This window comes from Microbacterium sp. KR10-403, assembly GCF_040196215.1.
Classification (GTDB): Bacteria; Actinomycetota; Actinomycetes; order Actinomycetales; family Microbacteriaceae; genus Microbacterium.
On the sequence record NZ_JBEGDC010000003.1, the window covers coordinates 245,949 to 267,695 of the forward strand.

Sequence of the window (21,747 nt, forward strand, 5' to 3'; positions counted from 1 at the left end):
AGACGCCTGTGCTCCAAAGGTGGAGCGGAGAGGAACGACATGCGCATCAGCGTGCCCACCGAAGTGAAGAACAACGAGTTCCGGGTGGCATTGACGCCGGCCGGAGTGCACGATCTGGTGGCCGCCGGCCACGAGGTCTTCGTGCAGCGCGGTGCGGGTGAGGGCTCGTCCATGCCGGATGAGGAATACGCCGACGCCGGGGCGACGCTGCTCGACGACGCGGCCGAGGTCTGGGCCCGTGCGGAGCTGCTGCTGAAGGTCAAGGAGCCCATCGCGAGCGAGTACGGGTACTTCCGCGATGACCTGGTCCTCTTCACGTACCTGCACCTCGCCGCCGACCGCCCCCTGACCGAGCGCCTGATCGCCGACAAGGTCACCGCCATCGCGTACGAGACCGTGCAGCTGCCCGGCCGCGGCCTGCCGCTGCTCGCGCCGATGAGCGAAGTCGCCGGGCGTCTGGCGCCCATGGTGGGCGCGCACACGCTGATGCGCTCATCCGGCGGACGCGGGCTGCTGATGTCGGGCGTCCCCGGCACGCGTCCCGCCCGGGTGACCGTGATCGGCGGCGGTGTCGCCGGTGCGAACTCCGCGGTGATCGCGGCCGGGATGGGTGCGGACGTCACGGTGTTCGACACCAACGTCGCCCGCCTGCGGCAGCTCGACGATCACTTCCAGGGACGGATCAAGACCGCGGCATCCAATCCTCTCGACCTTGATCGTGCCGTCGTCGACAGCGATCTCGTGATCGGGTCGGTGCTCATCCCGGGATCGAAGGCGCCCAAGCTCGTCACGAACGACATGGTGTCGCGCATGCGGCCGGGATCGGTGCTCGTCGACATCGCCGTCGACCAGGGCGGCTGCTTCGCCGACACCCACCCGACCACGCATGACGACCCGACGTTCACCGTGCACGACACGGTGTTCTACTGCGTCGCCAACATGCCCGGCGCGGTGCCGAACACCTCGACTTCGGCGCTGACGAACGCGACGCTGCCGTACGTCCGGCAGGTGGCCTCGCGCGGCTGGCGCGACGCGATGCGCGCCGACGGGGCGCTGGCCGCGGGTCTGAACACGGTCGACGGCCGGGTGACCAACGCCGGCGTCGCGACCGCGCACGACCTCGACCTCGCTCCGCTCGCCGAGGTGCTCGGATAGGCATCGGCGTCACCCGACGACGACGCGGGCCGCGACACCCGCGTCGTCGATGCGCCACGCCCGTGCACGCCCCGGCAGCACGTACGGCAGCAGCGCGCGGTCGCCGGTGAGCACCCGGTAGTCGGCGGCCGATGCCGCGTCGACCACGAGCTCGCCGTCGGCGCGGATCGTCTGCAGCACCCGCCACGAGCGCTGCCACTGCTCACCGTCGCCGACCACGACGCACGTGCCGCCCGCGACCGGAGCCGTCGGGTCGGCAGCGGCTTCTTCGACCGACAGCGCGCGTGCACCGGCAGCGGTGGCAGCCGCGATCAACCGGCGCTGCGCGACGCCGGCCGCGGCGATGACCGCGGTCGTTCCTGCGCGCGGGGTCCACACCGTGGGGGTGGCGGATACCGCACGCACCTCCGCGCGATCGCGCGACGGCAGGGCGAACTGCACGAGGCGGCCGCCCATGATCCCCCGCCCCGGCGGCAGCCCGTCGCGCCAGTCACGGGCATCGCCGCCCGCTGCGGCGAAGTCGGCACGGGACGCCACCGCCAGGATCGCCCGCTGCGGCAGCAGGTCGAGCAGGCGCCCGACCGCACCGCCGGTGCGCTGCGCCGTGACGACGACCGGCACCCGGGTGGTGTGGATGATGCGCTCGATCCGCTCGGCGAACTCGTGCGCGTACTCGGGCGGGAACCGGGACAGCAGCGCGTCGAGGTCGTCGACGAGCACGGCGCCGCTCGGCGGCGCGGTCTCCAGCGCGCACACGGCGTCCCATGCCGCCTCCGGATCCGCGCCGACACGCACGCACCTGTGACTCTGCGCCGCCACCGCATCGAGCACCGTGGTCCGCCCCGAGCCCGCGCGCCCGACCACACCCAGTCCCCGTCCGTCGAGCACCACCGGCACCTGGCGCTGCGCCTCGGGCTCGTCGGCCAGCCCCAGCACGACCCCGTCGCCGGCCAGCTCGGCCAGCGGCATCAGCTCGGGCAGCGCCGGCAGCCACGGGCGGCGCGGCACCGGTCCCCGTGCGCCCGACACGGCCTCGGCCACCAGCGCCGGAGAGGCCAGCGCGATGCGCACACGGCGTGCCGCGGCATCCTGCCCCCGCTTCACGAGTGCGGTGCCGCGTTCCTCGCGCGCACCGGACAGCGCGGCCGCCTCCGGCCCGCCCAGCAGCGCACGGCTGTCGGCGGGATCGGTCACCCGCAGGCTGATCCGCAGCGGGCAGTTGGCCAGCAGCGCCTCGCGGAACGTGCCGGCCGCACGCTGCGTGCCCAGGATCAGGTGCATGCCCAGCGCCCGCCCGCGCGCGGCGATGTCGGTGAACAGGTCGATCAGATCGGGGTGCGCCGCGCTCAGCGCCGCGAACTCGTCGACGATGATGACCAGTCGCGGCAGATCGGTGCCGGTGATGTCGTGCGCGCCGGCGGCGACGATCGCCGCCTCGCGCCGGCGCAGTTCGGCGCGCAGGCTCTCCAGCGCCCGGGCCGCGCCGCCGGCATCGAGATCGGTGATCACGCCCGTGACATGCGGCAGCCCGGTGAGGGCGTCGAACGCCGTGCCGCCCTTGAAGTCGGCGAGGAGGAACGTCACCCGGTCGGTGGGGTACCGCAGGCACAGCGCCGTGATCCACGTGGTGAGCAGCGCGCTCTTGCCCGACCCGGTGACGCCGGCGACGACGGCGTGCGGACCGTCGGCCACCAGATCGAGTCGGTACGGGATGCCGCGGGCCGCCCCCACCACCACGTCCAGTCCGTCGCCGGCCGCGGGGCTCCGATCGGCGATCTCGGCGAGCGCGACGGTCCCTCCGTGGGCGCCGAAGGCCTCGCGTGCGCGCTCGCGCAGCGCTTCGGCCAGCGCGGCCGCCTGGCCCGCGGAGATCGCCTCGGTGCGCACGGAGGTGTCAACGCCGTCGTGCGTCAGACGGGCCCGATCGAGCCCCGTCAAGGTGAGCACCGCCCCACAGCGCGGTGGGGCGGCCGCCCCGGGCTCGACGAGGACGAGAGCCGCGTCGCCCGGCTCTTCGGCGGCGAGCGCGACCGTCAGCGACGCGCCCGCTTCGGCATGCGGAAGACGCCGCATCCACTCCTCCGTGCCGTCGGCGACCACGCGCACGCGGTCGGGCGGCAGCATCAGGCACAGCTGCAGCACGAGAGCCCGGCGCACCGCCCGCGCGAGCGGTGCCGGGCCCACGACGGCGATGCCGTCGCGCAGCGGAACGCATACCGGTGCGTCGTCGATGACGGCCGCCGTCGCGCGTACGGCGCCGGAGGCGGCATCGTCTCCCCCGCCCTCCACGCGCACCGTGCTCGGCCGCGGGCCGCGGCCCACCACGAGCTGCTCGCCGCGCCCGGCCATCGGGCGCCACACCTGGTCGAGCGCGCCGAGCACATCGGGCATGCGCTGCCACAGACGGGCGCGCTCCACCGCATGCCGCTCGGCCACGGCGGCGCCCACGCGTCGGCGGGCGCGCTCGGCGTCGCGCGCCGCCAGGCGGCGGTGCCGCCGCGCCGCGCGCACGCCGTCGGCCAGCGTCGCCGCGGCGATCAGCGGGCCGAGGGCCGCGAACCACAGCATCATCACGGTGCCGGTCGCCAGCCACAGCCCGACCCCGGCCAGCACGGGCACGACCGAGGCGATCAGCGGCAGCGGGCTGCGGCGCGCGGGCGGCACCGGATCGGGCAGGCGGAGAACGTCGTCGACGACATCGGTCATGCCGTCCAGTCAAGACCGCGGCGCGACCCCGCAGACGGCCGGCCGGCCGATCTGTGGAGAAGTCGCGCTCAGTCGGCGTCTGGGGAGGAACCGGCGGCGCCGTGCACCACGACGTTCACGACGATGACTGTGATGTTGTCGCGTCCGCCGTTCTCGAGCGCGGCATCCATCATCTCCGACACGGCCTCGCCGGGGTCGGCATGCTCGGCGAGGAAGTGCTGGATGCCGTAGTCGGTGAGCTCTTTGGTGAGACCGTCGGAGCACACCACGAACCGGTCGCCGTCGACGAGGTCGAGGCGCACATAGTCGGGCTTGACACTGTCGCTGGGGCCCACGGCGCGTGTGATCACGTTGCCGTAGGGATGGTTCTCGGCCTCTTCGGGGCTCAGCCGGCCCGCGGCGATGAGCTCTTGCACGACCGAGTGGTCGGTCGTGATCTGCACGATCTGCTCGTCGCGCACGAGGTACACGCGCGAGTCGCCGATGTTCAGCGTCACCCAGTGCGGGTCGGTCGCCGCGGCGTCGAAGTAGAAGCCGGTGACCGTCGTGCCGGTGCCGTCGTCGGTGGCCTCGGGGTGTGCGGCGATGTCCTTCACCGCTCGGCCGAGCGCCTTCTCGAGCGCGCGGGGGGTGACGGCGCCCGATTCGGCGATGGGCCGCAGCCGGTCGATCGTGCTCGTCGAGGCGATCTCGCCGCCGATGTGCCCGCCCATGCCGTCCGCGACGACGAACAGCGGGAACTCGGCGAGAACCGCGTCCTGATTGACCTCGCGGCGTTTGCCGACATCGGTCGCCGCGGCCCAGGAGACCTCGAGCGTCCCATCGGCCAGCGCGACCGTGTGTTCTCGTGTGCGCACGTCGGGCACGCCGGATCCTTCCTGGCTGGCAAGGCGCCGCCGGTCGACGACGTTCTCACATACTAATTGACGGCTTCGACACCCGTGTCCAACACGGGCGCCTCGAACTGCGCGTTGTACAGCCGCCAGTATGCCCCGCGGGCCGCCAGCAGCTCGTCGTGCGCGCCCTGCTCGACGATGTGGCCCTCCTCCATCACCAGGATGAGGTCGGCGTCACGGATCGTCGAGAGACGGTGCGCGATCACGAACGAGGTGCGGTCGACGCGCAGGTTCGACATCGCCCGCTGGATGAGCAGCTCGGTGCGGGTGTCGACCGAACTGGTCGCCTCGTCGAGGATGAGGATGCGCGGGTCGGCCAGGAACGCGCGGGCGATCGTGACCAGCTGCCGCTCCCCCACCGACAGGTTCGTGGCCTCGTCGTCGAGCAACGTGTCATACCCGTCGGGCAGCGCGTGCACGAAGCGGTCGACGTAGGCGGCGGTCGCCGCATCCACGATCTCCTCCTCGGTGGCATCCGGGCGACCGTAGGCGATGTTCTCGCGGATCGTGCCCGCGAACAGCCACGTGTCCTGCAGCACCATACCGGTGCGTGCGCGCAGATCGGCGCGCGTCATCGTGCGGGTGTCGACGCCGTCGAGCGTGATGTGCCCGCTGTCGACGTCGTAGAACCGCATGATGAGGTTCACGAGCGTCGTCTTGCCGGCGCCGGTCGGCCCCACGATCGCCACCGTGCTGCCGGGGGTGGCCGACAGCGACAGGTCGGAGATGAGCGGCTTGTCGGGCAGGTACCGGAAGGCCACGTCGTCGAACGCCAGGTGGCTCGCGTCGGCGGGCACGGTCGCGGCGGGCTCGGCGTCGGGCGTCTCCTCGGGCTCGTCGAGCAGCTCGAACACGCGCTCGGCGCTGGCCACACCCGACTGCAGCAGGTTCGCCATGGAGCCCAGCTGGCTCAGCGGCTGGGTGAACTGCCGCGAGTACTGGATGAACGCCTGCACGTCGCCGACCGAGATGAGGCCGCTGGCGATGCGGATGCCGCCGACCACCGCGATCGCGACGTAGACCAGGTTTCCGACGAACATCATCGCCGGCATGATGATGCCCGACACGAACTGCGCGCCGAAGCTGGCCCGGTAGACCGCGTCGTTCTCGGTGCGGAAGCCCTCCTCGACCTCGCGCTGGTGACCGTAGACCTTCACGATGGCGTGGCCGGAGAAGGTCTCCTCCACACGCGCGTTGAGGACGCCAGTGGCCGCCCACTGCGCGATGAACAGCTTCTGCGAGCGCCGGGCGACGAGCACCGTCACCAGGATCGTGATCGGGATCGCCACCAGGGCGATGATCGCGAGCACCCACGAGATCGAGAACATCATCACGAGGACGCCCACCACGGTCAGCAGCGAGATGACGACCTGCGACATGCTCTGCTGCAGCGTCTGGCCGATGTTGTCGACGTCGTTCGTCACGCGGCTGAGCAGCTCGCCGCGCTGCATGCGGTCGTAGTACGACAGCGGCAGGCGGTGCAGCTTCTCCTCGATCATCATGCGGATGCGGTGCATGGCCCGCTGCACGACGATGTTGAGGATGCGGCCCTGCAGCCACATGAACAGCGCCGAGATGACGTACACCGTCAGCACCGCGCCGATGAGCCAGCCGAGCTGACCGAAGTCGATGCCGGCGCCGGGCGTGAAGTCGACGGTGCGCAGCATGTCGGCGGTCTGGCCCTGGCCGTTCGCCTGCAGCTGCTCGATGATCTGCGCCTTCGTGACGCCGGCGGGCAGGTCCTTGAACTGCATCGAGATGAAGCCGGCGACCACGACGTTCGTGGCCTGGCCGAGCAGCTTCGGGCCGACGACGTTGAGGGCGACGCTGACGGCACCCAGGAGGACGACGAACACCAGTGCGAGGGCATCGGGGCGCAGCATCCCGAGCAGCCGCTTCGCGCTGGGACCGAAGTTCTGCGCCTTCTGCGCGGGCGCGCCCATGCCGCCGCCGGGGCCGCGTCCGCCGCCGGGGCCGCGCCGCGGGACGGCCGGGGTCTGCGTGGTCTTGGTGTCGCTCATCACGCCTCCTGCGCCGTCAGCTGAGATTCGACGATCTCACGGTAGGTCTCACACGTCTCGACGAGGTCGTCATGCCTGCCGAGGCCGACGATGCGGCCGTGGTCGAGCACGATGATCTGATCAGCGTGCTGGATGCTGCTCACGCGCTGCGCGACGACGATGCGGGTCGCCTCGGGCAGACGCTCGTCGAGCGCGTGCCGCAGGGCGGCGTCGGTGGACAGGTCGAGGGCCGAGAACGAGTCGTCGAAGACGTACACGGCCGGTTTGTGGACGATCGCGCGGGCGATCGACAGGCGCTGGCGCTGCCCGCCCGACACGTTCGTGCCGCCCTGGGCGATGGGGGCGTCCAGTCCCATCTCCTCGACGAAGCCCTTCGCCTGGGCGATCTCGAGCGCATCCCACAGCTCGTCGTCGGTCGCGGTCTCGTCGCCGTAGCGGAGATTGGATGCCACGGTCCCGGAGAACAGGAACGCCCGCTGCTGCACCAGCCCGATGCGCTTCCAGAGCACGTCGGGGTCGTAGTCGCGCACGTCCACGCCGTCCAGGCGCACCTGCCCGCCGGTCACGTCGAACAGGCGCGGCAGCAGCCCGACCAGCGTCGTCTTGCCCGAACCGGTCGAGCCGATGATCGCGGTCGTGGTGCCCGGCTCGACGGTGAAGCTCACATCGGTGACCAGGGCGTCTTCGGCGCCCGGGTAGGTGAAGTCGACGTGGTCGAACTCGACGCGCCCGACCGGTGTCGGCGGCTCGGCGAGCTGGGGACGCGCCGCCACCGACGGCTCGGTCTGCAGCACGTCGCCGATGCGGCCGGCGCAGACCGCGGCGCGCGGGATCATCACGAACATGAAGGTCGCCATCATCACGCCCATGAGGATCTGCATCATGTAGGTGAGGAACGCGAACAGCGTGCCGATCTGCGCGTTGCCGTCCTGCACCTGGAACGCGCCGAACCAGATGACCGCGGCGCTGGATACGTTCAGCACGATGGTCACGGCCGGGAACATGACCGCCATCAGGTTGCCCGCGCGCACGGCCGACTCCATGACGTCCTCGCTCGCCTTCGTGAAGCGGGCGCGCTCCTGCGGCTCGCGCACGAAAGCGCGCACCACGCGGATGCCCGTGAGCTGCTCGCGCATGATCTGGTTCACGCGGTCGATGCGCTTCTGCATGGCGCGGAAGGCCGGAACCATGCGCACGACGATGAGCGACACGATGATCAGCAGCACGGGCACCGACACCGCCATCAGCCACGACAGCCCGACATCCTGCCGGATCGCGAAGATGACGCCGCCGATGGCCAGGATCGGCGCCGAGACCATCATCGTCGCCGACATCTGCACGAGCATCTGCACCTGCTGCACGTCGTTGGTGTTGCGGGTGATCAGCGACGGGGCGCCGAATTCGCCGACCTCGCGCTGCGAGAACTGCACGACGCGGTGGAACAGGTCGTGACGGATGTCGCGGCCCATGCCCATCGCGAGGCGCGAGCCGAAGTACACGGCCACGATCGTGCAGATGATCTGCCCGAGGCTGATCACGAGCATGAGGCCGCCGGTGCGCCAGATGAAGTCGACGTCGCCCTTGAGCACGCCGTCGTCGATGATGTCGGCCTGCAGCGTCGGAAGCCACAGCGACGCGAGCGACTGCGCGATCTGGAAGACGAGCACGCCGATGATCAGCGGCCATCCGCGGCGCAGGTAATGGGCGAGGAGTCTGCCCAGCATGATCTAGTCCTCTCCGCGGGGTCGGCCCGCGATGCCGTACAGGATGAAGTGGACGAGCTCGTCGTCGGAGAGCCCGGCGTCCTTGTCGAAGTGGGCGGCGTTGGCGGCCATGCCCGCCAGCCGCATGACCGGTGCCATCCGGCCGGGCGGGATCGTGAGCTCGTCGGCGTCCGGCGCGAAGATCTTGGCGATGGCGGTGCGGTAGACGTCGTCACGGTCGCCGGAGAAGAACGACGGGATCTCGCTGCGGTCGACGAGCGACAGCATCCGCATCATGTTCTGCATCCAGACCCGCGTGCCGTGCACGAGGGCTGCCACCTTCTCCTCCAGCGGCAGCGCCGGATCGATGATGCCCCGCGCCATGCGCTCGTGCCCTTGGGTGAAGAACGTCTCCACGACGGCGCGCTTGAGCGACTCCTTGTCGCCGAAGGCGCGGAAGATCGTGCCCTCGGCGATGCCGAGTTCTTCGGCCAGCTGGCGGGTGGTCAGCCCCGCGCCGTGCTCGAGGAACAGCGGCACCGACTGCTCGGCGATCATGGCCCGCCGGTCTTCGGGCGCCATCGGTTCGGCACGTGTGGATGTCACGGGTTCGAGTGTAGTGAGTGAGCGCTCACTCAGCTTAATCGATCGTGTGCGCTCTGAGCGAACTCGGCAGCCGCTTGAGTCGCGCGGTGAGTGAGTCAACAGCCGCGGAAGACCGGCGGTCGCTTCTGCTGGAACGCCGCGAACCCTTCGCGGTAGTCGGCCGTGTGCGACAGCGCGGTCTGCGCGGCCGACTCGGCGGCGAGCGTCTCCCACAGCGTCAGGCGTTCGTCGCGCACGCGCGCGACGAGCCGCTTGCTGGCTACAAACGCGGCGGTGGGGCCCTGCGCTGCCGTGCGGGCGGCGGTGGATGCCGCATCCTGCACCTCATCCGCCGGGAGCCCGCGGGAGAACAGCCCGGCGTTCACGGCCTCCTCCCCCGACATCAGCCGGCCGGTGTAGACGAGGTCGAGCGTGCGGTGGGCGCCGAGCCGCGCGGTGAACAGCGCGTGGCCGCCCGAGTCGAGCAGAGCACCGAGGGCGGCGAACGGCGAGCCGATCTTCGCGGTGTCAGCGACGTACACGACGTCGGTGGCGATCAGCAGCCCGAGGCCGACGCCGAGGCACGCCCCCTGTGCGGCGGCGAACGTCGGGGCGGGGAAGGCCGCCATGCGTCGCATGAGGGGCGCGAGCAGCCCGTCGAGGTACCCGGGCACATCGTCGGTCGCGGGATCGACGCCCGAGATGTCGCGCCCCGCACAGAACGCCGGCCCCTCGCCGCGCAGCAGCACGGCGCGCACCCCTGCCTGCTCGGCGTCGGCGTACGCGACCGACAGCTCGCGCAGTCCGTCCTCGTCGAGCGCGTTGCGCTTGCCGGGTGCGTTCAGCACGATCTCGGCGATGTCGTCGGCGTAGTTCAGGTCGATCACGGATTGCTCCTCACACGTCGTAGTCGACGACGACCGTGTCGGTGGTCGGGTGGGACTGGCAGGTCAGGATGTACCCGCGCTCGAGCTCTTCGGGTTCGAGCGCGTAGTTCTCGGTCATGCGCACGTCGCCCTCCAACAGCCGCGCACGGCAGGTGCCGCACACTCCCCCGGCGCACGCGAACGGCACGTCGGGTCGCACGCGCAGCGCGGCGTTGAGGATCGTCTCGTGTGCACTGTCGGGGCTCTCGACGCTCGCGCTCTGCCCCTCGAGCGTGAACCGCACGGTGCGTACGTGCTCGTCGGCGCGCGCGGGCTCGACCGGCCGTGGCCCGGTCGGGGTGGCCTCGCCGGGCTCGCCCGTGGTGAACAGCTCATGGCGGATGTGCGCACGGTCGACACCTGAGTCGGTGAGCACATCGCGGCACAGCTGCACGAGCGCGAACGGCCCGCAGAGGAACCACTCGTCGACGGTGTCGGGGCGGATGAGCACGTCGAGCATCGTGCGCAGCTTCGGCTCGTCGATGCGGCCCGACAGCAGCGGTGCCGCGCGCTGTTCGCGGGAGAGCACGTGATGCAGGGCGAGGCGCGAGGGGTACTTGTCTTTCAGATCGGCGAGGTCATCGAGGAACATCACGTCGCTGCGCGACCGGTTCGTGTAGACGAGCGTGAAGCGCGAGGTCGCCGAGCGCGACAGCACGGCGGTGGCCAGCGCCATGAGCGGGGTGATGCCGCTGCCGGCGGCGATGCCGACGAGGTGCCGGCCGTCGAGGTCGTCGAGCCGGGTCGTGAAGTTGCCCTGCGGGCTCATCACGTCGAGCGTGTCGCCGGGATGCAGCTCGGTCTGCGCCCAGGTCGAGAAGCGTCCGCCGATGTCGCGCTTGATCGCGACGCTGATCGTGCCGCCTTCGGGCGGCCGGCACAGCGAGTACGAGCGGCGCAGCTCCTGCCCGTCCAGCCGTGCGCGCAGGGCGACATGCTGTCCGGCGAGGTACGCGTAGTCGTCGCGCAGCGCGTCGGGCACGGCGAACGTCACCTCGATCGCATCGTCGGTGAGCGGGCGGATGCCGGCGACCTCGAGCGTGTGGAACCGCGCGGCGCGTCGGCGCGGGCCGCCGACGGCGGAGGTGAGGAACGCGTCGGCGACGCGCTCGGCGGCCGTGGCATCCGTCATCAATGGTCCTTGAAGAAGTCGAACGGCTCGCCGCACGCACGGCACGCATACAGCGCCTTGCACGCGGTCGAGCCGTAGTGCGAGATCTCGCGCGTGTTCAGCGAGCGGCAGTGCGGGCAGCGCACGTGCAGTCCGCCCTGGATCGGCCCGAGCGGGCGCGTGCCCGTCGGCGGGGCGATGCCGAATTCCTCGAGCCGTTGACGTCCCTCGGCGCTGATCCAGTCGGTGGTCCAGGCCGGCGACAGCACGGTGCGCACGCGCACATCGGCGAAGCCGGCCGCCCGCACGGCGCGTGCGACGTCGCGCTCGATGACCTGCATCATCGGGCAGCCCGAGTACGTCGGCGTCACCGTGACGGTCACGACGCCGTCGTCGAGGCGCACGTCGCGCAGCACGCCGAGGTCGGCGATCGACAGCACCGGCAGTTCGGGATCGCAGACGGTGGATGCCGCCGCCCGAGCCCGTTCGAGGTCCGTGCCGTCGGCGGGCACGACGACCGGCGCAGGACCGAGCACGGCCTCGAGTGCTTCGGTGCGGGTGGGCATCACGCTGCGCATCACCATGTCGCCCCCGGATGTGCGCGGGCCAGCACCTGCATCTCGGCGAGCAGATAGCCGAGCGTCGGGAAGTGCGCGCCCCGCCGGCCGCCACCCGACGCGGTGAACCGGGTGGGCACCTCGAGCTCGGCGTCGGCCAGCACGGGGGCGACGAGCTCATCGAACGGCGCGCGCAGCGTCGAGGGCCGCACCGCGGCATCCCCCACCCTGTCGATCAGCGGCTCGTCGCGGAACAGCTCGTCGACGTACGGCCAGATGTCGTCGATCGCGGTGATCATGCGGCGGCGCGATTCATCGGTGCCACCGGCCAGCCGCAGCGTCCACTGCACGGCGTGGTCGCGGTGATAGGCGACCTCTTTGACAGCCTTGCCGGCGACCGCGGCCAGCACCGGGTCGCTCGACTGCTGCAGTCGCTCGTAGAGAACGAACAGATACGTGGATGCCGCGAGCTGGCGCGCGATCGTGTGCGCGAAGTCGCCGTTGGGCTGCTCGAACAGCCACGCACAGCGGAAGTCGGGCTCATCGCGGAAGTAGGCGAGGTCGTCTTCGGTGCGCCCGTCGGCGGTGCCGGCGTAGCGCAGCAGGCTGCGGGCATGGCCGAGCAGATCGAGCGCGATGTTGGCGAGTGCGACGTCCTCTTCGAGCTCGGGCGCGTGGGCGATCCACGCACCGAGCTGCTGGGCGAGGATCAGCGCGTCGTCGCCGAGCCACAGCGCGTACTCGGCGATGTCGGGCGCCGCGGTGCGACCCTCGTCACCGGCGAGCTCGGCGGCCAGTTCGACCTCGTCGACGGAGATGTGCACGGCGCGCACGGCGTGCGAGCGGGTGTCGGTCACAGGTGCGGCACCCCCTCGCTGGCGGTGTAGTAGGTGGCGTGGCGGAAGTTCTTGCCGGCCGGGCTCTCGAAGAACGCCCCCTTGGCGTCGGGATCGCTCGCGGTGATCGCGTCGGACGGCACGACCCAGATCGACACGCCCTCGCCGCGCCGCGTGTAGAGGTCGCGCGCGTTGCGCACGGCCATGGCGGCGTCGGGCGCGTGCAGCGAGCCCACGTGCACGTGGCTGAGGCCGCGGCCGGCGCGCACGAACACCTCCCAGAGGGGCCAGGTCTCTTCGGTCATGCGGCCTGCTCCTTCTGCTGCTGCTTGCGCGCGTACTCGGCGGCGGCCTCACGCACCCAGGCGCCCTCCTCGTGGGCGTCGCGGCGGGTCTGGATGCGCACGGCGTTCATCGGACCGCGGCCCTTCAGCACCTCCATGAACTCGTCCCAGTCGATCGGGCTCATGTCGTACTGCTGCGTCTCGTCGTTCGAGGTCAGGTTCGGATCGGGCAGCGTGACCCCGAGCACCTCGGCCTGCGGCACGAGCATGCCGACGAAGCGCTGGCGCAGCTCGTCGTTCGAGAAGCGCTTGATCTTCCAGGCCATCGAGCGCGCGGAGTTCGGCGACTCGTCGTCGGGCGGGCCGAACATCATGAGGCTCGGCCAGTACCAGCGGTCGACGGCGTCCTGCGCCATCTTCTTCTGCGCGTCGGTGCCCCGCATGAGCGTGAGCAGGATCTCGAAGCCCTGCCGCTGGTGGAACGACTCCTCCTTGCAGATGCGCACCATCGCGCGCGCGTACGGGCCGTACGAGCAGCGGCACAGCGGCACCTGATTGACGATGGCGGCGCCGTCGACGAGCCAGCCGATCGCGCCCATGTCGGCCCAGGTCGGGGTCGGATAGTTGAAGATCGAGGAGTACTTGGCGCGCCCTTCGATGAGCTGCTCGGTCATCTCGTCGCGGGTGATGCCGAGGGTCTGCGTGGCCGAGTACAGGTAGAGGCCGTGGCCCGCCTCATCCTGCACCTTCGCCATCAGGATCGCCTTGCGCTGCAGGCTCGGGGCGCGCGTGATCCAGTTGCCCTCGGGCTGCATGCCGATGATCTCGGAGTGCGCGTGCTGCGACATCTGCCGGATCAGCGTCCTGCGATAGTCGTCAGGCATCCCGTCACGCGGTTCGATGCGCGCGTCGGCGTCGATCAGGGCATCGAATGCACGCTGTTCGTCATCGGTGCTGATCACCGTCGTCATCGTCGACTCCTCGCGTAATTACCTACCGCTCGTTCAGTAATTATGACATACTCGTGCCGACGCAAGCGTGCATGCACCGCCGATGCCGGGTGTGCGCGCCGCCGACGCAAGGGTGCGGGAGGGGCGATGACGGATGCCGTGATTCGGCCGATGATCAGGAAGGATCGGGCCGCAGCATCCCTCGGTCTGCACGTCGTGTCCGACGAACCCGGGCGGGCGGTCGTGTCGATGCGGGTGCGCGGCGACATGCTCAACGGGTTCGCGATCACGCACGGCGGGTTCGTGTTCGCCCTGGCCGACACGGCGTTCGCGATGGCGTGCAACGAGGACGAGCGCGTGACCGTGGCGGCCGGCGCCGACATCACCTTCCTGAAGTCGACGGTCGAGGGGCAGACCCTGACGGCGACGGCGGTGCGGCGGGCGGTGAGCGGGCGCAACGGGCTGTACGACGTGACGGTCACCGACGAGACGGGCGATGTGGTCGCGGAGTTCCGCGGGCGGTCGCTGACGACGAACCGGGTGTTCGATGCGGAAGGGGATGCCGATGGGTGAGCTCGATCCGGAAGAGCGGATGTCGCGGGCCGAACTGGAGGCGCTGCAGCTGGAGCGTCTGCAGTGGACGGTGCGTCACGCATACGAGAACGTGCCGCTGTACCGGACGAAGTTCGATGAGGTCGGGGTCTCGCCCGACGACATCCGATCGCTCGGCGATGTGCGGCGGCTGCCGTTCACGACGAAGGCCGATCTGCGCGCGACGTATCCGTTCGGGATGTTCGCGGTGCCGATGTCGCAGGTGCGGCGCATCCATGCGTCGTCGGGGACGACCGGTCGCCCCACGGTGGTCGGCTATACGCAGGGCGATCTGGATCGGTGGGCGCAGCTGGTGGCGCGGTCGTTGCGGGCGTCGGGCGTGCAGCCCGGCATGAAGGTGCACAACGCATACGGCTACGGGCTGTTCACGGGCGGGCTCGGGCTGCACGACGGGGCGGCGCTGCTGGGGGCGGCGGTGATCCCGGTGTCGGGCGGGCAGACGGCGCGGCAGGTGCAGCTCATCCAGGATTTCGAGCCGGAGGTCATCACGTGCACGCCGAGCTATCTGCTGACGATCGCGGATGCGATGGAGCAGGCCGGTATCGATCCGCGGTCGACGTCGCTGCGGATCGGGGTACTGGGCGCCGAGCCGTGGACGAACGAGCTGCGCGGCGAGATCGAGCGGCGGTTGGGCATCGATGCGGTGGACATCTACGGTCTGAGCGAGGTGATGGGGCCCGGAGTCGCGAACGAGTGCGTGGAGACGAAGGACGGGCCGCACGTGTGGGAGGACCATTTCCTGCCCGAGGTGATCGATGGGGAGTCGGGCGAGCCTGTGGCCGATGGCGAGGCGGGCGAGCTGGTGTTCACGTCGCTGACGAAGGAGGCCTTTCCGGTCATCCGGTATCGGACGCGCGATCTGACGCGACTGCTGCCGGGGACCGCGCGGCCGTCGATGCGGCGGATCCAGAAGATCACGGGTCGCGATGACGACATGATCATCCTCCGCGGAGTGAACCTGTTCCCCACACAGATCGAGGAGCTCGTGCTGGGCATCGAGGCGCTCACGCCGCACTTCGTGCTGGAGCTGTCGAAGCATCGGGCGCTGGATGCGATGACCGTGCGGATCGAGCGCGATCCGGCGCTGTCTGTCGAGGTGTGCGAGGCTGCGACGGAGGTGCTGCGGCGTCGGGTGAAGGCGCATCTGGGCACCAGCGTCGAGGTGCGGTTGGAGGAGCCGGGCGCGCTGCCGCGCAGCGAGGGCAAGTACAAGCGGGTGTACGACCTGCGCTAGCGATTCGGCCCCGCTGCGCGGGCCGTAGGATGTCCCGATGCAGCGCGATCTCACCTGGCACGGCGGCCGCAACGTCCGCGATCTGGGCGGGCTGCCCACCACCGAAGGCGCGACGACGATCCCGAACCGCGTCGCCCGCAGCGCCCGCCGCGAGCTGCTCACCGAGCAGGGGTGGCGGGATGCCGCGGCCTGGGGCCTGCGCTCGATCGTCGATCTGCGCATCGAGGCCGAGACCGGCTCACGCGAGGGAGATCCCGCCGCACGAGCACCGGAGCACGTCACCATCACGCTCGCGCCGACCGAAGACCAGCAGAACTCCGAGTTCGTCGAGACCTGCTTCCCGATCCTCGACTCACCCGAATACTGGGCGCACAACGTGCGCATTCTGCCCGACCTGGTGCGCACGACGCTCGAGGCGATCGCGCACGCCGAGCCCGGCATCCTCTTCCACTGCAGCGCCGGTCGCGACCGCACCGGCCTGATCTCAACGCTCCTGCTCGCCAACGCGGGCGTCACGGTCGATGCGATCGTCACCGACTACGCGCTCGGCGTGCGGGCCATGGCCGGCGCCGGCGCGAACGGCGCCGCGACCCACGATCGGCAGGCGACGTGGACGGATGCCGAGACCGACGCCTTCCTCGCCGAGGTCACGCCGCACGTCGTCGCGTTCGCCGACGACATCGATGGTGTCTTGGACCGCCTCGAGATCGGCCTGGCGACGCGGGCGGCGCTGCGCGAGCTGCTCACCGAGTGAGGCTGTAATACGAACCAAAATACTAAGGTATCTTTTCTGAAGGCTGCTGGGCGTCATGGGTTAGACACGGTTTTCTCGCCCCTCAGAGCGACGCATGCGCACCTTTCTTCGATCAATGTCGGTGGTGAGTGCGACAATGGAGACATGGAAGAAGAGTCGGCGAACCTCCCCGAGCAGACGCCCGATCCCCGGCGCCTCGCCTGGCTCGCCGACGCGTCGAACATCGATCTTCCCGCGGTCGACGCTCTCGTCGAGGGGCTTGCACAGGTGCAGAAGCGGGTCGCGGCACTTCAGGCGCTCGAGGCATCGATGCTCTCGGCCGCGGTCGATGTGGTCGCCGAGACGATGGCCGCGCGCGGAATCGACGATGACCAGCAGCTGCCGTGGCGTGAGCTGTCAGCCGAGATCGCCGCTGCGTTGCACGTGTCCGATCGCGCCATGCAGACGCGGATGGGCGATGCCGCCGCCCTCGTGCAAGACTTCCCCGCCGTGCACGCGGCACTGCGCGACGGGCGCATTGATCGCGTCCGTGCACGCACCATCGTCGATGTCGGCGGCTCTCTCCCGGCCGGTTCGGCGCGCGCGGCCTTCGAGACGGAGTCGCTGAGCCGGGCTGAGAGGCTCACGGCCGGGCGGCTCGGCGCGGCATGCCGGTCGATCGCCGACCGGCTCGACCCCGACTCGATTGACGAGCGCCACGCACGCGCGAAGCGCCGCCGCCGCGTCGGCATCACCGACCTCGACGACGGCATGGCGCGGCTGTTCGCCGATCTTCCGGCCGCTCTCGCTCGCGCGATCTTCGACCGGATCACACAGATGGCCAAGACCGTGCAGCACGGTGTGGGCGAAAGTGTGGATGCCGCGTCCGGCGCATCGGCCGACGCAGCTGCCGCCAGCGCCGAAGCAGCCGACGACACAGACTCCCCCAGCGTCGAGGGCGGCAACCACGGCACAGCGCCGGGCGATGGACGCTCGCTCGACCAGGTCCGGGCCGACGTGCTCAGCGACATGCTGCTCACCTCCGTGCCCACGGGGCACGGATCCGCCGACGTCTTCGAGAAGATCGCCGCGCACGTGCAGGTGATCGTTCCCGCGCGCCGACACGGTCGCCTCGGCGACATTGGCGGGGTCCGGACCCATCGACACCGCCACCGCACGCGCACTTGCCAGCGCCGTTCGCAATTGGGATCGAATGTTCACCGACCCCTATTCCGGAGGTGTTCTCTGTGTGGATCGGCACGATCCGAACAAGCATCTCAAGCGCCTTCTGGGCGCTCGCGATGAGCATTGCCGCTTTCCCGGGTGCCGCCAGCCGGTCTGGCGCTGCGAGATCGACCATACGGACCGATATCGCGACGGCGGACCGACCTGCCGATGCAACCTCGAGCACCTTTGCAAGGGGCATCACGTCCTCAAGCACCACACTCGTTGGAAGGTACGCCAGCTCGCCGGCGGCGTGCTCGAGTGGACGAGTCCGACGGGGCGCGTGTACATCGACATCCCCGAGCCGATGGTGCGCTTCACCGACACGACACCCGATCCACCCGATCCGCCGCCGTTCTGATCCGGTGCGCCGCGGGGCGCCCCGAGTCAGGCGACGCGCGAGCGTCTCGACTCACTCCTTCGCGACGAGCGTCAGCACGTCGTACGCGGCGACCAGGGCGTCGTCCTGATTGCGGATCACCCCGTCCCACCGCACCTCGCCGTACTCGTCGGTCTCGCGCGGCGTGATCTGCTTGGCGGTCAGCTCCACGCGGATGCGATCGCCCGGAGACACGGGCGTGACGAAGCGCAGATCCTCCAGCCCGTAGTTGGCCAGCACCGGTCCCGGCGCAGGGTCCACGAACAGTCCGGCCGCGAACGACACCAGCAGGTATCCGTGCGCCACGCGCCCCGGGAAGAACGGGTTGGCTGCGGCGGCCTCGTCATCCATGTGCGCATAGAACGTGTCGCCGGTGAAATGCGCGAACGTCTCGATGTCGTCGAGGGTCACCTCGCGCTCCCCCGACGCGAACCGGTCGCCCACGCGCAGCCGCGCCAGCGGCTTGCGGAAGGGATGCTCGCCATCCGAGGAGACGCGGGCGCCGGCGTGCCACACCCCGGTGATCGCCGTGAGCATGTCCGGCGAGCCCTGCACCGCGGTGCGCTGCATGAAGTGCTTCACGGCGCGGATGCCGCCGAGCTCCTCTCCCCCACCCGCGCGCCCCGGCCCGCCGTGCACGAGATGCGGCACCGGCGAGCCGTGCCCGGTCGAGGTGCGCGCGTCGGCCGCATCCAGCAGCAGCACGCGCCCGCTGTACGGCGCGATGCGTTCCCACAGCTCGCGCGCAACGGCCTCGTCGTCGGTGGCGACGCTGGTCACCAGCATCCCGCCCCCGCGATTGACCAGGTCCGCGGCCTCTTCGAGCGAGGAGTAGCCGATGACGGTCGACACCGGCCCGAACGCCTCGACCTCGTGCGCGACGGCGGGCGCGTCGGCGCCGAACCCGATGAGCATCGGGGCCGCGAAGGCCCCGTCGGGCGCGGGTCCGGTCGTGCCGTCGGCGCGCACGACATCGGGGGCCGAGAACGATCCGAGCAGCACCTGGCCCCCGGCGCGCACCAGTTGATGCGCGTGCGACATCACCTCGTGATGCTGCGCGAGAGACACCAGCGGGCCCATCGTGACGCCCTCGGCGTGCGGATCGCCCAGCACGACCTTCGCGGCGAGCATCTCTCTCAGCGCCGACACGACGGAGTCGATGGATGCCGCGGGCACGATCGCCCGCCGGATCGCGGTGCACTTCTGCCCGGCCTTGGCCGTGAGCTCGATGAACAGCTGGCGGACGTACGCGTCGAACACGGGCGTGCCCGGCAGGGCGTCGGGCCCGAGCACCGACGCATTGATCGAGTCGGTCTCGGCCGAGAAGCGCACCCCCGCGGGCGCCTGCGCGCGCAGCGCATCGGCGGTCGACGCCGAACCGGTGAACGCCACGACGTCACCCAACCGCAGCAGCTCGAACACGCCCGGCAGCGCGCCCGACACGAGCTGCAGGGATCCGGCCGGCAGCAGCCCGGAATCGACGAGGATGCGCACCCACGCCTCGGTGAGGTGGGCGGTGGGCGTGGCCGGCTTGATGATCGTCGGCAGGCCGGCGAGGAATGCCGGTGCGAGCTTCTCGAGCGGCCCCCACGTCGGGAAGTTGAACGCGTTGATTTGCACCACGACGCCGGGCAGCGCCGTGTACACGTGGCGTCCGAGGAACGAGCCGTCCTTCGAGAGCTGCTCGACCGGTCCATCGAGGATCGCCCGCGCGTTCGGCAGCTCGCGCCGCCCCTTCGAGCTGTACGTGAACAGCACGCCGATGCCGCCGTCGACGTCGATCATCGAGTCGCGCACCGTCGCGCCCGCCGTCTTCGCGAGCTCGTACAGCTCGTCTTTGCGCGCGGTGAGCGCCTGCGCGAACTGCTTGAGCAGCAGCGCCCGCTGGTGGAACGTGAGCGCCCCCAGCGACCGGCGCCCGACCTCGCGCGCGTGGTCCAGCGCCCCTGCGAGATCGATGCCCTCGCTGGAGACCCGCACCACCTCCGCCCCCGTGGAGGCATCGCGCACCACCGTCGCGTCGGCACCGGCGGGCGGCATCCACCAGTCTCCGTTGACGAAGCTGGGCAGAATCGTGTCCATGCCGAATACCTTACCGATCGTTCAGGAAATCGACCACACGTGGGAGACTGGGCCGGTGGCCGAGAAGACGGAGCGCGCGAGCACCCAGCCCGAGCACGCCCGGCGCGGGCGGCCCGGATACGACCGCGACCAGATCCTGCGGGTGGCGGTCGACCTGTTCATCGAGCAGGGCTACGACGCGACCTCGGTCTCGCAGCTGGCCGAGCGACTCGGCCTGACGAAGTCGGCCCTGTACCACCACTTCTCGTCGAAGGAAGAGCTGCTCTCGCTCGCCCTCGAGCAGGCACTGGGGGGCCTCGAGGCGGTGCTGCAGACGCAGGATGCCACGACCGGAACCGCGAGCGAAAGGCTGGGCGCCGTGCTGCACGGTGCCGTGCAGGTGCTCGCCGCACGCCTGCCGGCGGTCACCCTGCTGCTGCGCGTGCGCGGCAACAGCGACACCGAGCGTTCGGCGCTTGCCCGGCGGCGGGCGTTCGACCGCACGGTCACCGCCCTCGTCCGCGCGGCGCAGGACGAGGGCTCGGTGCGCGCCGACATCGACGCCTCGGTGGCCACCCGCCTCGTGTTCGGCATGGTCAACTCGCTCGTCGAGTGGTACCGGCCAACCGGCCCCGAGGGTGCCGATCAGCTCGCCGACGACGTGCTCGCCGTCGCGCTCGACGGCCTGCGCACGCGCTGAGCCGCGCCCGCCTCAGGGCGCGGTCGGCGCCGGCGGGAAGATCGCGTCGATGGCCGCGAGGTCGTCCGCAGAAGGCGTCCACGCCGTCCCGGCGGCGGCGTTCGCGCGCACCTGCTCGGGCCGCGTGGCCCCCGCGATGACACTGGAGACCGCCGGGTGCGACAGCAGCCAGCCGAACGTCGCCTCGAGCATCGTGATGCCGCGCTCGTCGCAGAACGCCTGGTAGGCGTCGAGGGCGTCCCACGGGGCGTTCTCCCACAGCTGCGGCCGCTGCCGCATGATGCGGCTGTCGTCGGGCCCTCCAGCGCGCGTGAACTTGCCGGTGAGCAGTCCGTTCTGCAGCGGGAAGAACGGGAAGAACCCGAGCCCGTACCGCTCGACAGCGCGCAGCACGTTGCGCTCGGAGTCGCGGCGCAGCAGGCTGTACTCGTTCTGCGCCGACACGTACGGCACGGCATGCCGCTCGCGCGCGACGAAGTGCGCCTCCGCGATCTGCCAGCCCGAGAAGTTCGAGTGCCCGAAGTAGCGCACCTTGCCCTCGCGCACGAGGTCGCCGAGCGCATCGAGCGTCTCTTCCATCGGCGTCTCGTTGTCGGGCGTGTGCAGCTGGTAGAGGTCGATCCGGTCGGTCTGCAGACGGCGGAGGGATGCCTCGACCGCCCGCCGCACATACGACCGCGATCCCTTCGATCCCGGGTAGTCGAACTTCGAGCCCGAGTGCCCGAACTTCGTCGCCAGCACGACCTCGTCGCGCCGCCCCTTCAGCGCCTCGCCCATGAGCGTCTCGCTCAGCCCGGGCTCTGCGCCGTACCCGTCCGCGGTGTCGAGGAACGTGACACCGGCGTCGATCGCGGCATCCAGCACCGCCTTCGTGCCTTCGAGCGTCTCGGTCACCGTCCCCGCCCGACCGAAATTGTTGCAGCCGAGGCCGACTGCGGAGACGAGGAGTCCGGATGCGCCCACGCGGCGCTGCTGCACATCAGTCACGTCGCCCACGCTACCGCCGTGGATTGCCCGAGGGCGCATCCGACCGCTACCGTGGGTGGGCGCGTGCCCAGCACCCCCGGAAGGACA

General features: G+C 70.6%; 19 protein-coding genes. 6 read left to right on the forward strand and 13 right to left on the reverse strand.

Features of this window, described 5'->3' with window-relative positions; all coding sequences use genetic code 11:
- Positions 1-39 precede the first annotated feature (39 nt).
- Positions 40-1,155, forward strand: coding sequence for an alanine dehydrogenase (gene ald, locus ABMQ42_RS07915; RefSeq protein WP_349722379.1), 1,116 nt, complete (start codon positions 40-42; stop codon positions 1,153-1,155).
- A gap of 9 nt (positions 1,156-1,164) precedes the next feature.
- Here the strand turns inward: ald and ABMQ42_RS07920 are convergent, their stop codons facing one another.
- The 11 genes from ABMQ42_RS07920 to paaA form a co-directional block, all read right to left on the reverse strand.
- Entirely contained in the window at positions 1,165-3,861 is a 2,697-nt protein-coding gene (locus ABMQ42_RS07920; RefSeq protein WP_349722381.1) for an FtsK/SpoIIIE domain-containing protein, read from the reverse strand.
- 68 nt (positions 3,862-3,929) lie between these two features.
- A complete protein-coding gene (locus tag ABMQ42_RS07925; protein WP_349722382.1) occupies positions 3,930-4,727 on the reverse strand; it encodes a PP2C family protein-serine/threonine phosphatase in 798 nt (265 codons plus the stop codon).
- A 53-nt stretch (positions 4,728-4,780) separates the two neighbouring features.
- Positions 4,781-6,778, reverse strand: coding sequence for an ABC transporter ATP-binding protein (locus ABMQ42_RS07930; RefSeq protein ID WP_349722384.1), 1,998 nt, complete (start codon positions 6,776-6,778; stop codon positions 4,781-4,783).
- Positions 6,778-8,502: an ABC transporter ATP-binding protein gene (locus tag ABMQ42_RS07935; protein ID WP_349722385.1), complete on the reverse strand. Its 1,725-nt coding sequence runs from the start codon at positions 8,500-8,502 to the stop codon at positions 6,778-6,780. Before ABMQ42_RS07935 ends, ABMQ42_RS07930 begins: the two co-directional genes overlap by 1 nt.
- A 3-nt stretch (positions 8,503-8,505) precedes the next feature.
- Positions 8,506-9,087, reverse strand: coding sequence for a TetR/AcrR family transcriptional regulator (locus tag ABMQ42_RS07940; RefSeq protein WP_349722386.1), 582 nt, complete (start codon positions 9,085-9,087; stop codon positions 8,506-8,508).
- Between the two features lie 95 nt (positions 9,088-9,182).
- A complete protein-coding gene (locus ABMQ42_RS07945) occupies positions 9,183-9,953 on the reverse strand; it encodes an enoyl-CoA hydratase/isomerase family protein (protein ID WP_349722387.1) in 771 nt (256 codons plus the stop codon).
- Between the two features lie 10 nt (positions 9,954-9,963).
- Entirely contained in the window at positions 9,964-11,124 is a 1,161-nt protein-coding gene (paaE, locus tag ABMQ42_RS07950) for a 1,2-phenylacetyl-CoA epoxidase subunit PaaE (RefSeq protein ID WP_349722388.1), read from the reverse strand.
- Positions 11,124-11,669 carry a 1,2-phenylacetyl-CoA epoxidase subunit PaaD gene (paaD, locus tag ABMQ42_RS07955; protein WP_349722389.1) on the reverse strand — a complete coding sequence of 182 codons (546 nt, stop codon included), beginning with the start codon at positions 11,667-11,669 and terminating at the stop codon, positions 11,124-11,126. Before paaD ends, paaE begins: the two co-directional genes overlap by 1 nt.
- 11 nt (positions 11,670-11,680) lie before the next feature.
- The gene (paaC, locus tag ABMQ42_RS07960; RefSeq protein WP_502884648.1) at positions 11,681-12,517 is read right to left on the reverse strand and encodes a 1,2-phenylacetyl-CoA epoxidase subunit PaaC; all 837 of its coding nucleotides are present in this window, start codon (positions 12,515-12,517) and stop codon (positions 11,681-11,683) included.
- Positions 12,514-12,801 carry a 1,2-phenylacetyl-CoA epoxidase subunit PaaB gene (gene paaB, locus ABMQ42_RS07965; protein WP_349722390.1) on the reverse strand — a complete coding sequence of 96 codons (288 nt, stop codon included), beginning with the start codon at positions 12,799-12,801 and terminating at the stop codon, positions 12,514-12,516. The genes paaC and paaB overlap by 4 nt, the downstream gene beginning before the upstream one ends.
- Complete coding sequence (paaA, locus tag ABMQ42_RS07970; RefSeq protein ID WP_349722391.1) at positions 12,798-13,751, reverse strand: 1,2-phenylacetyl-CoA epoxidase subunit PaaA; 954 nt, start codon at positions 13,749-13,751, stop codon at positions 12,798-12,800. The genes paaB and paaA overlap by 4 nt, the downstream gene beginning before the upstream one ends.
- Before the next feature lie 126 nt (positions 13,752-13,877).
- Between paaA and paaI the strand changes: the two genes are divergently transcribed.
- From paaI to ABMQ42_RS07990, 4 genes are all read left to right on the forward strand, one after another.
- Positions 13,878-14,303 (forward strand): hydroxyphenylacetyl-CoA thioesterase PaaI, encoded by a 426-nt coding sequence (gene paaI / locus ABMQ42_RS07975; protein ID WP_349722392.1) that lies wholly within the window; start codon positions 13,878-13,880, stop codon positions 14,301-14,303.
- A complete protein-coding gene (gene paaK / locus ABMQ42_RS07980; RefSeq protein ID WP_349722393.1) occupies positions 14,296-15,576 on the forward strand; it encodes a phenylacetate--CoA ligase PaaK in 1,281 nt (426 codons plus the stop codon). The genes paaI and paaK overlap by 8 nt, the downstream gene beginning before the upstream one ends.
- A gap of 37 nt (positions 15,577-15,613) precedes the next feature.
- Entirely contained in the window at positions 15,614-16,330 is a 717-nt protein-coding gene (locus ABMQ42_RS07985) for a tyrosine-protein phosphatase (protein ID WP_349722394.1), read from the forward strand.
- 144 nt (positions 16,331-16,474) lie between these two features.
- Positions 16,475-17,614: a DUF222 domain-containing protein gene (locus ABMQ42_RS07990; protein WP_349722395.1), complete on the forward strand. Its 1,140-nt coding sequence runs from the start codon at positions 16,475-16,477 to the stop codon at positions 17,612-17,614.
- A 331-nt stretch (positions 17,615-17,945) separates the two neighbouring features.
- Here the strand turns inward: ABMQ42_RS07990 and paaZ are convergent, their stop codons facing one another.
- Positions 17,946-19,994, reverse strand: coding sequence for a phenylacetic acid degradation bifunctional protein PaaZ (paaZ, locus tag ABMQ42_RS07995; RefSeq protein WP_349722396.1), 2,049 nt, complete (start codon positions 19,992-19,994; stop codon positions 17,946-17,948).
- A 55-nt stretch (positions 19,995-20,049) separates the two neighbouring features.
- Between paaZ and ABMQ42_RS08000 the strand changes: the two genes are divergently transcribed.
- Positions 20,050-20,673 carry a TetR/AcrR family transcriptional regulator gene (locus ABMQ42_RS08000; RefSeq protein ID WP_349722397.1) on the forward strand — a complete coding sequence of 208 codons (624 nt, stop codon included), beginning with the start codon at positions 20,050-20,052 and terminating at the stop codon, positions 20,671-20,673.
- Between the two features lie 12 nt (positions 20,674-20,685).
- Here the strand turns inward: ABMQ42_RS08000 and ABMQ42_RS08005 are convergent, their stop codons facing one another.
- Complete coding sequence (locus ABMQ42_RS08005) at positions 20,686-21,699, reverse strand: aldo/keto reductase (RefSeq protein ID WP_502884649.1); 1,014 nt, start codon at positions 21,697-21,699, stop codon at positions 20,686-20,688.
- Between the last annotated feature and the right edge of the window lie 48 nt (positions 21,700-21,747).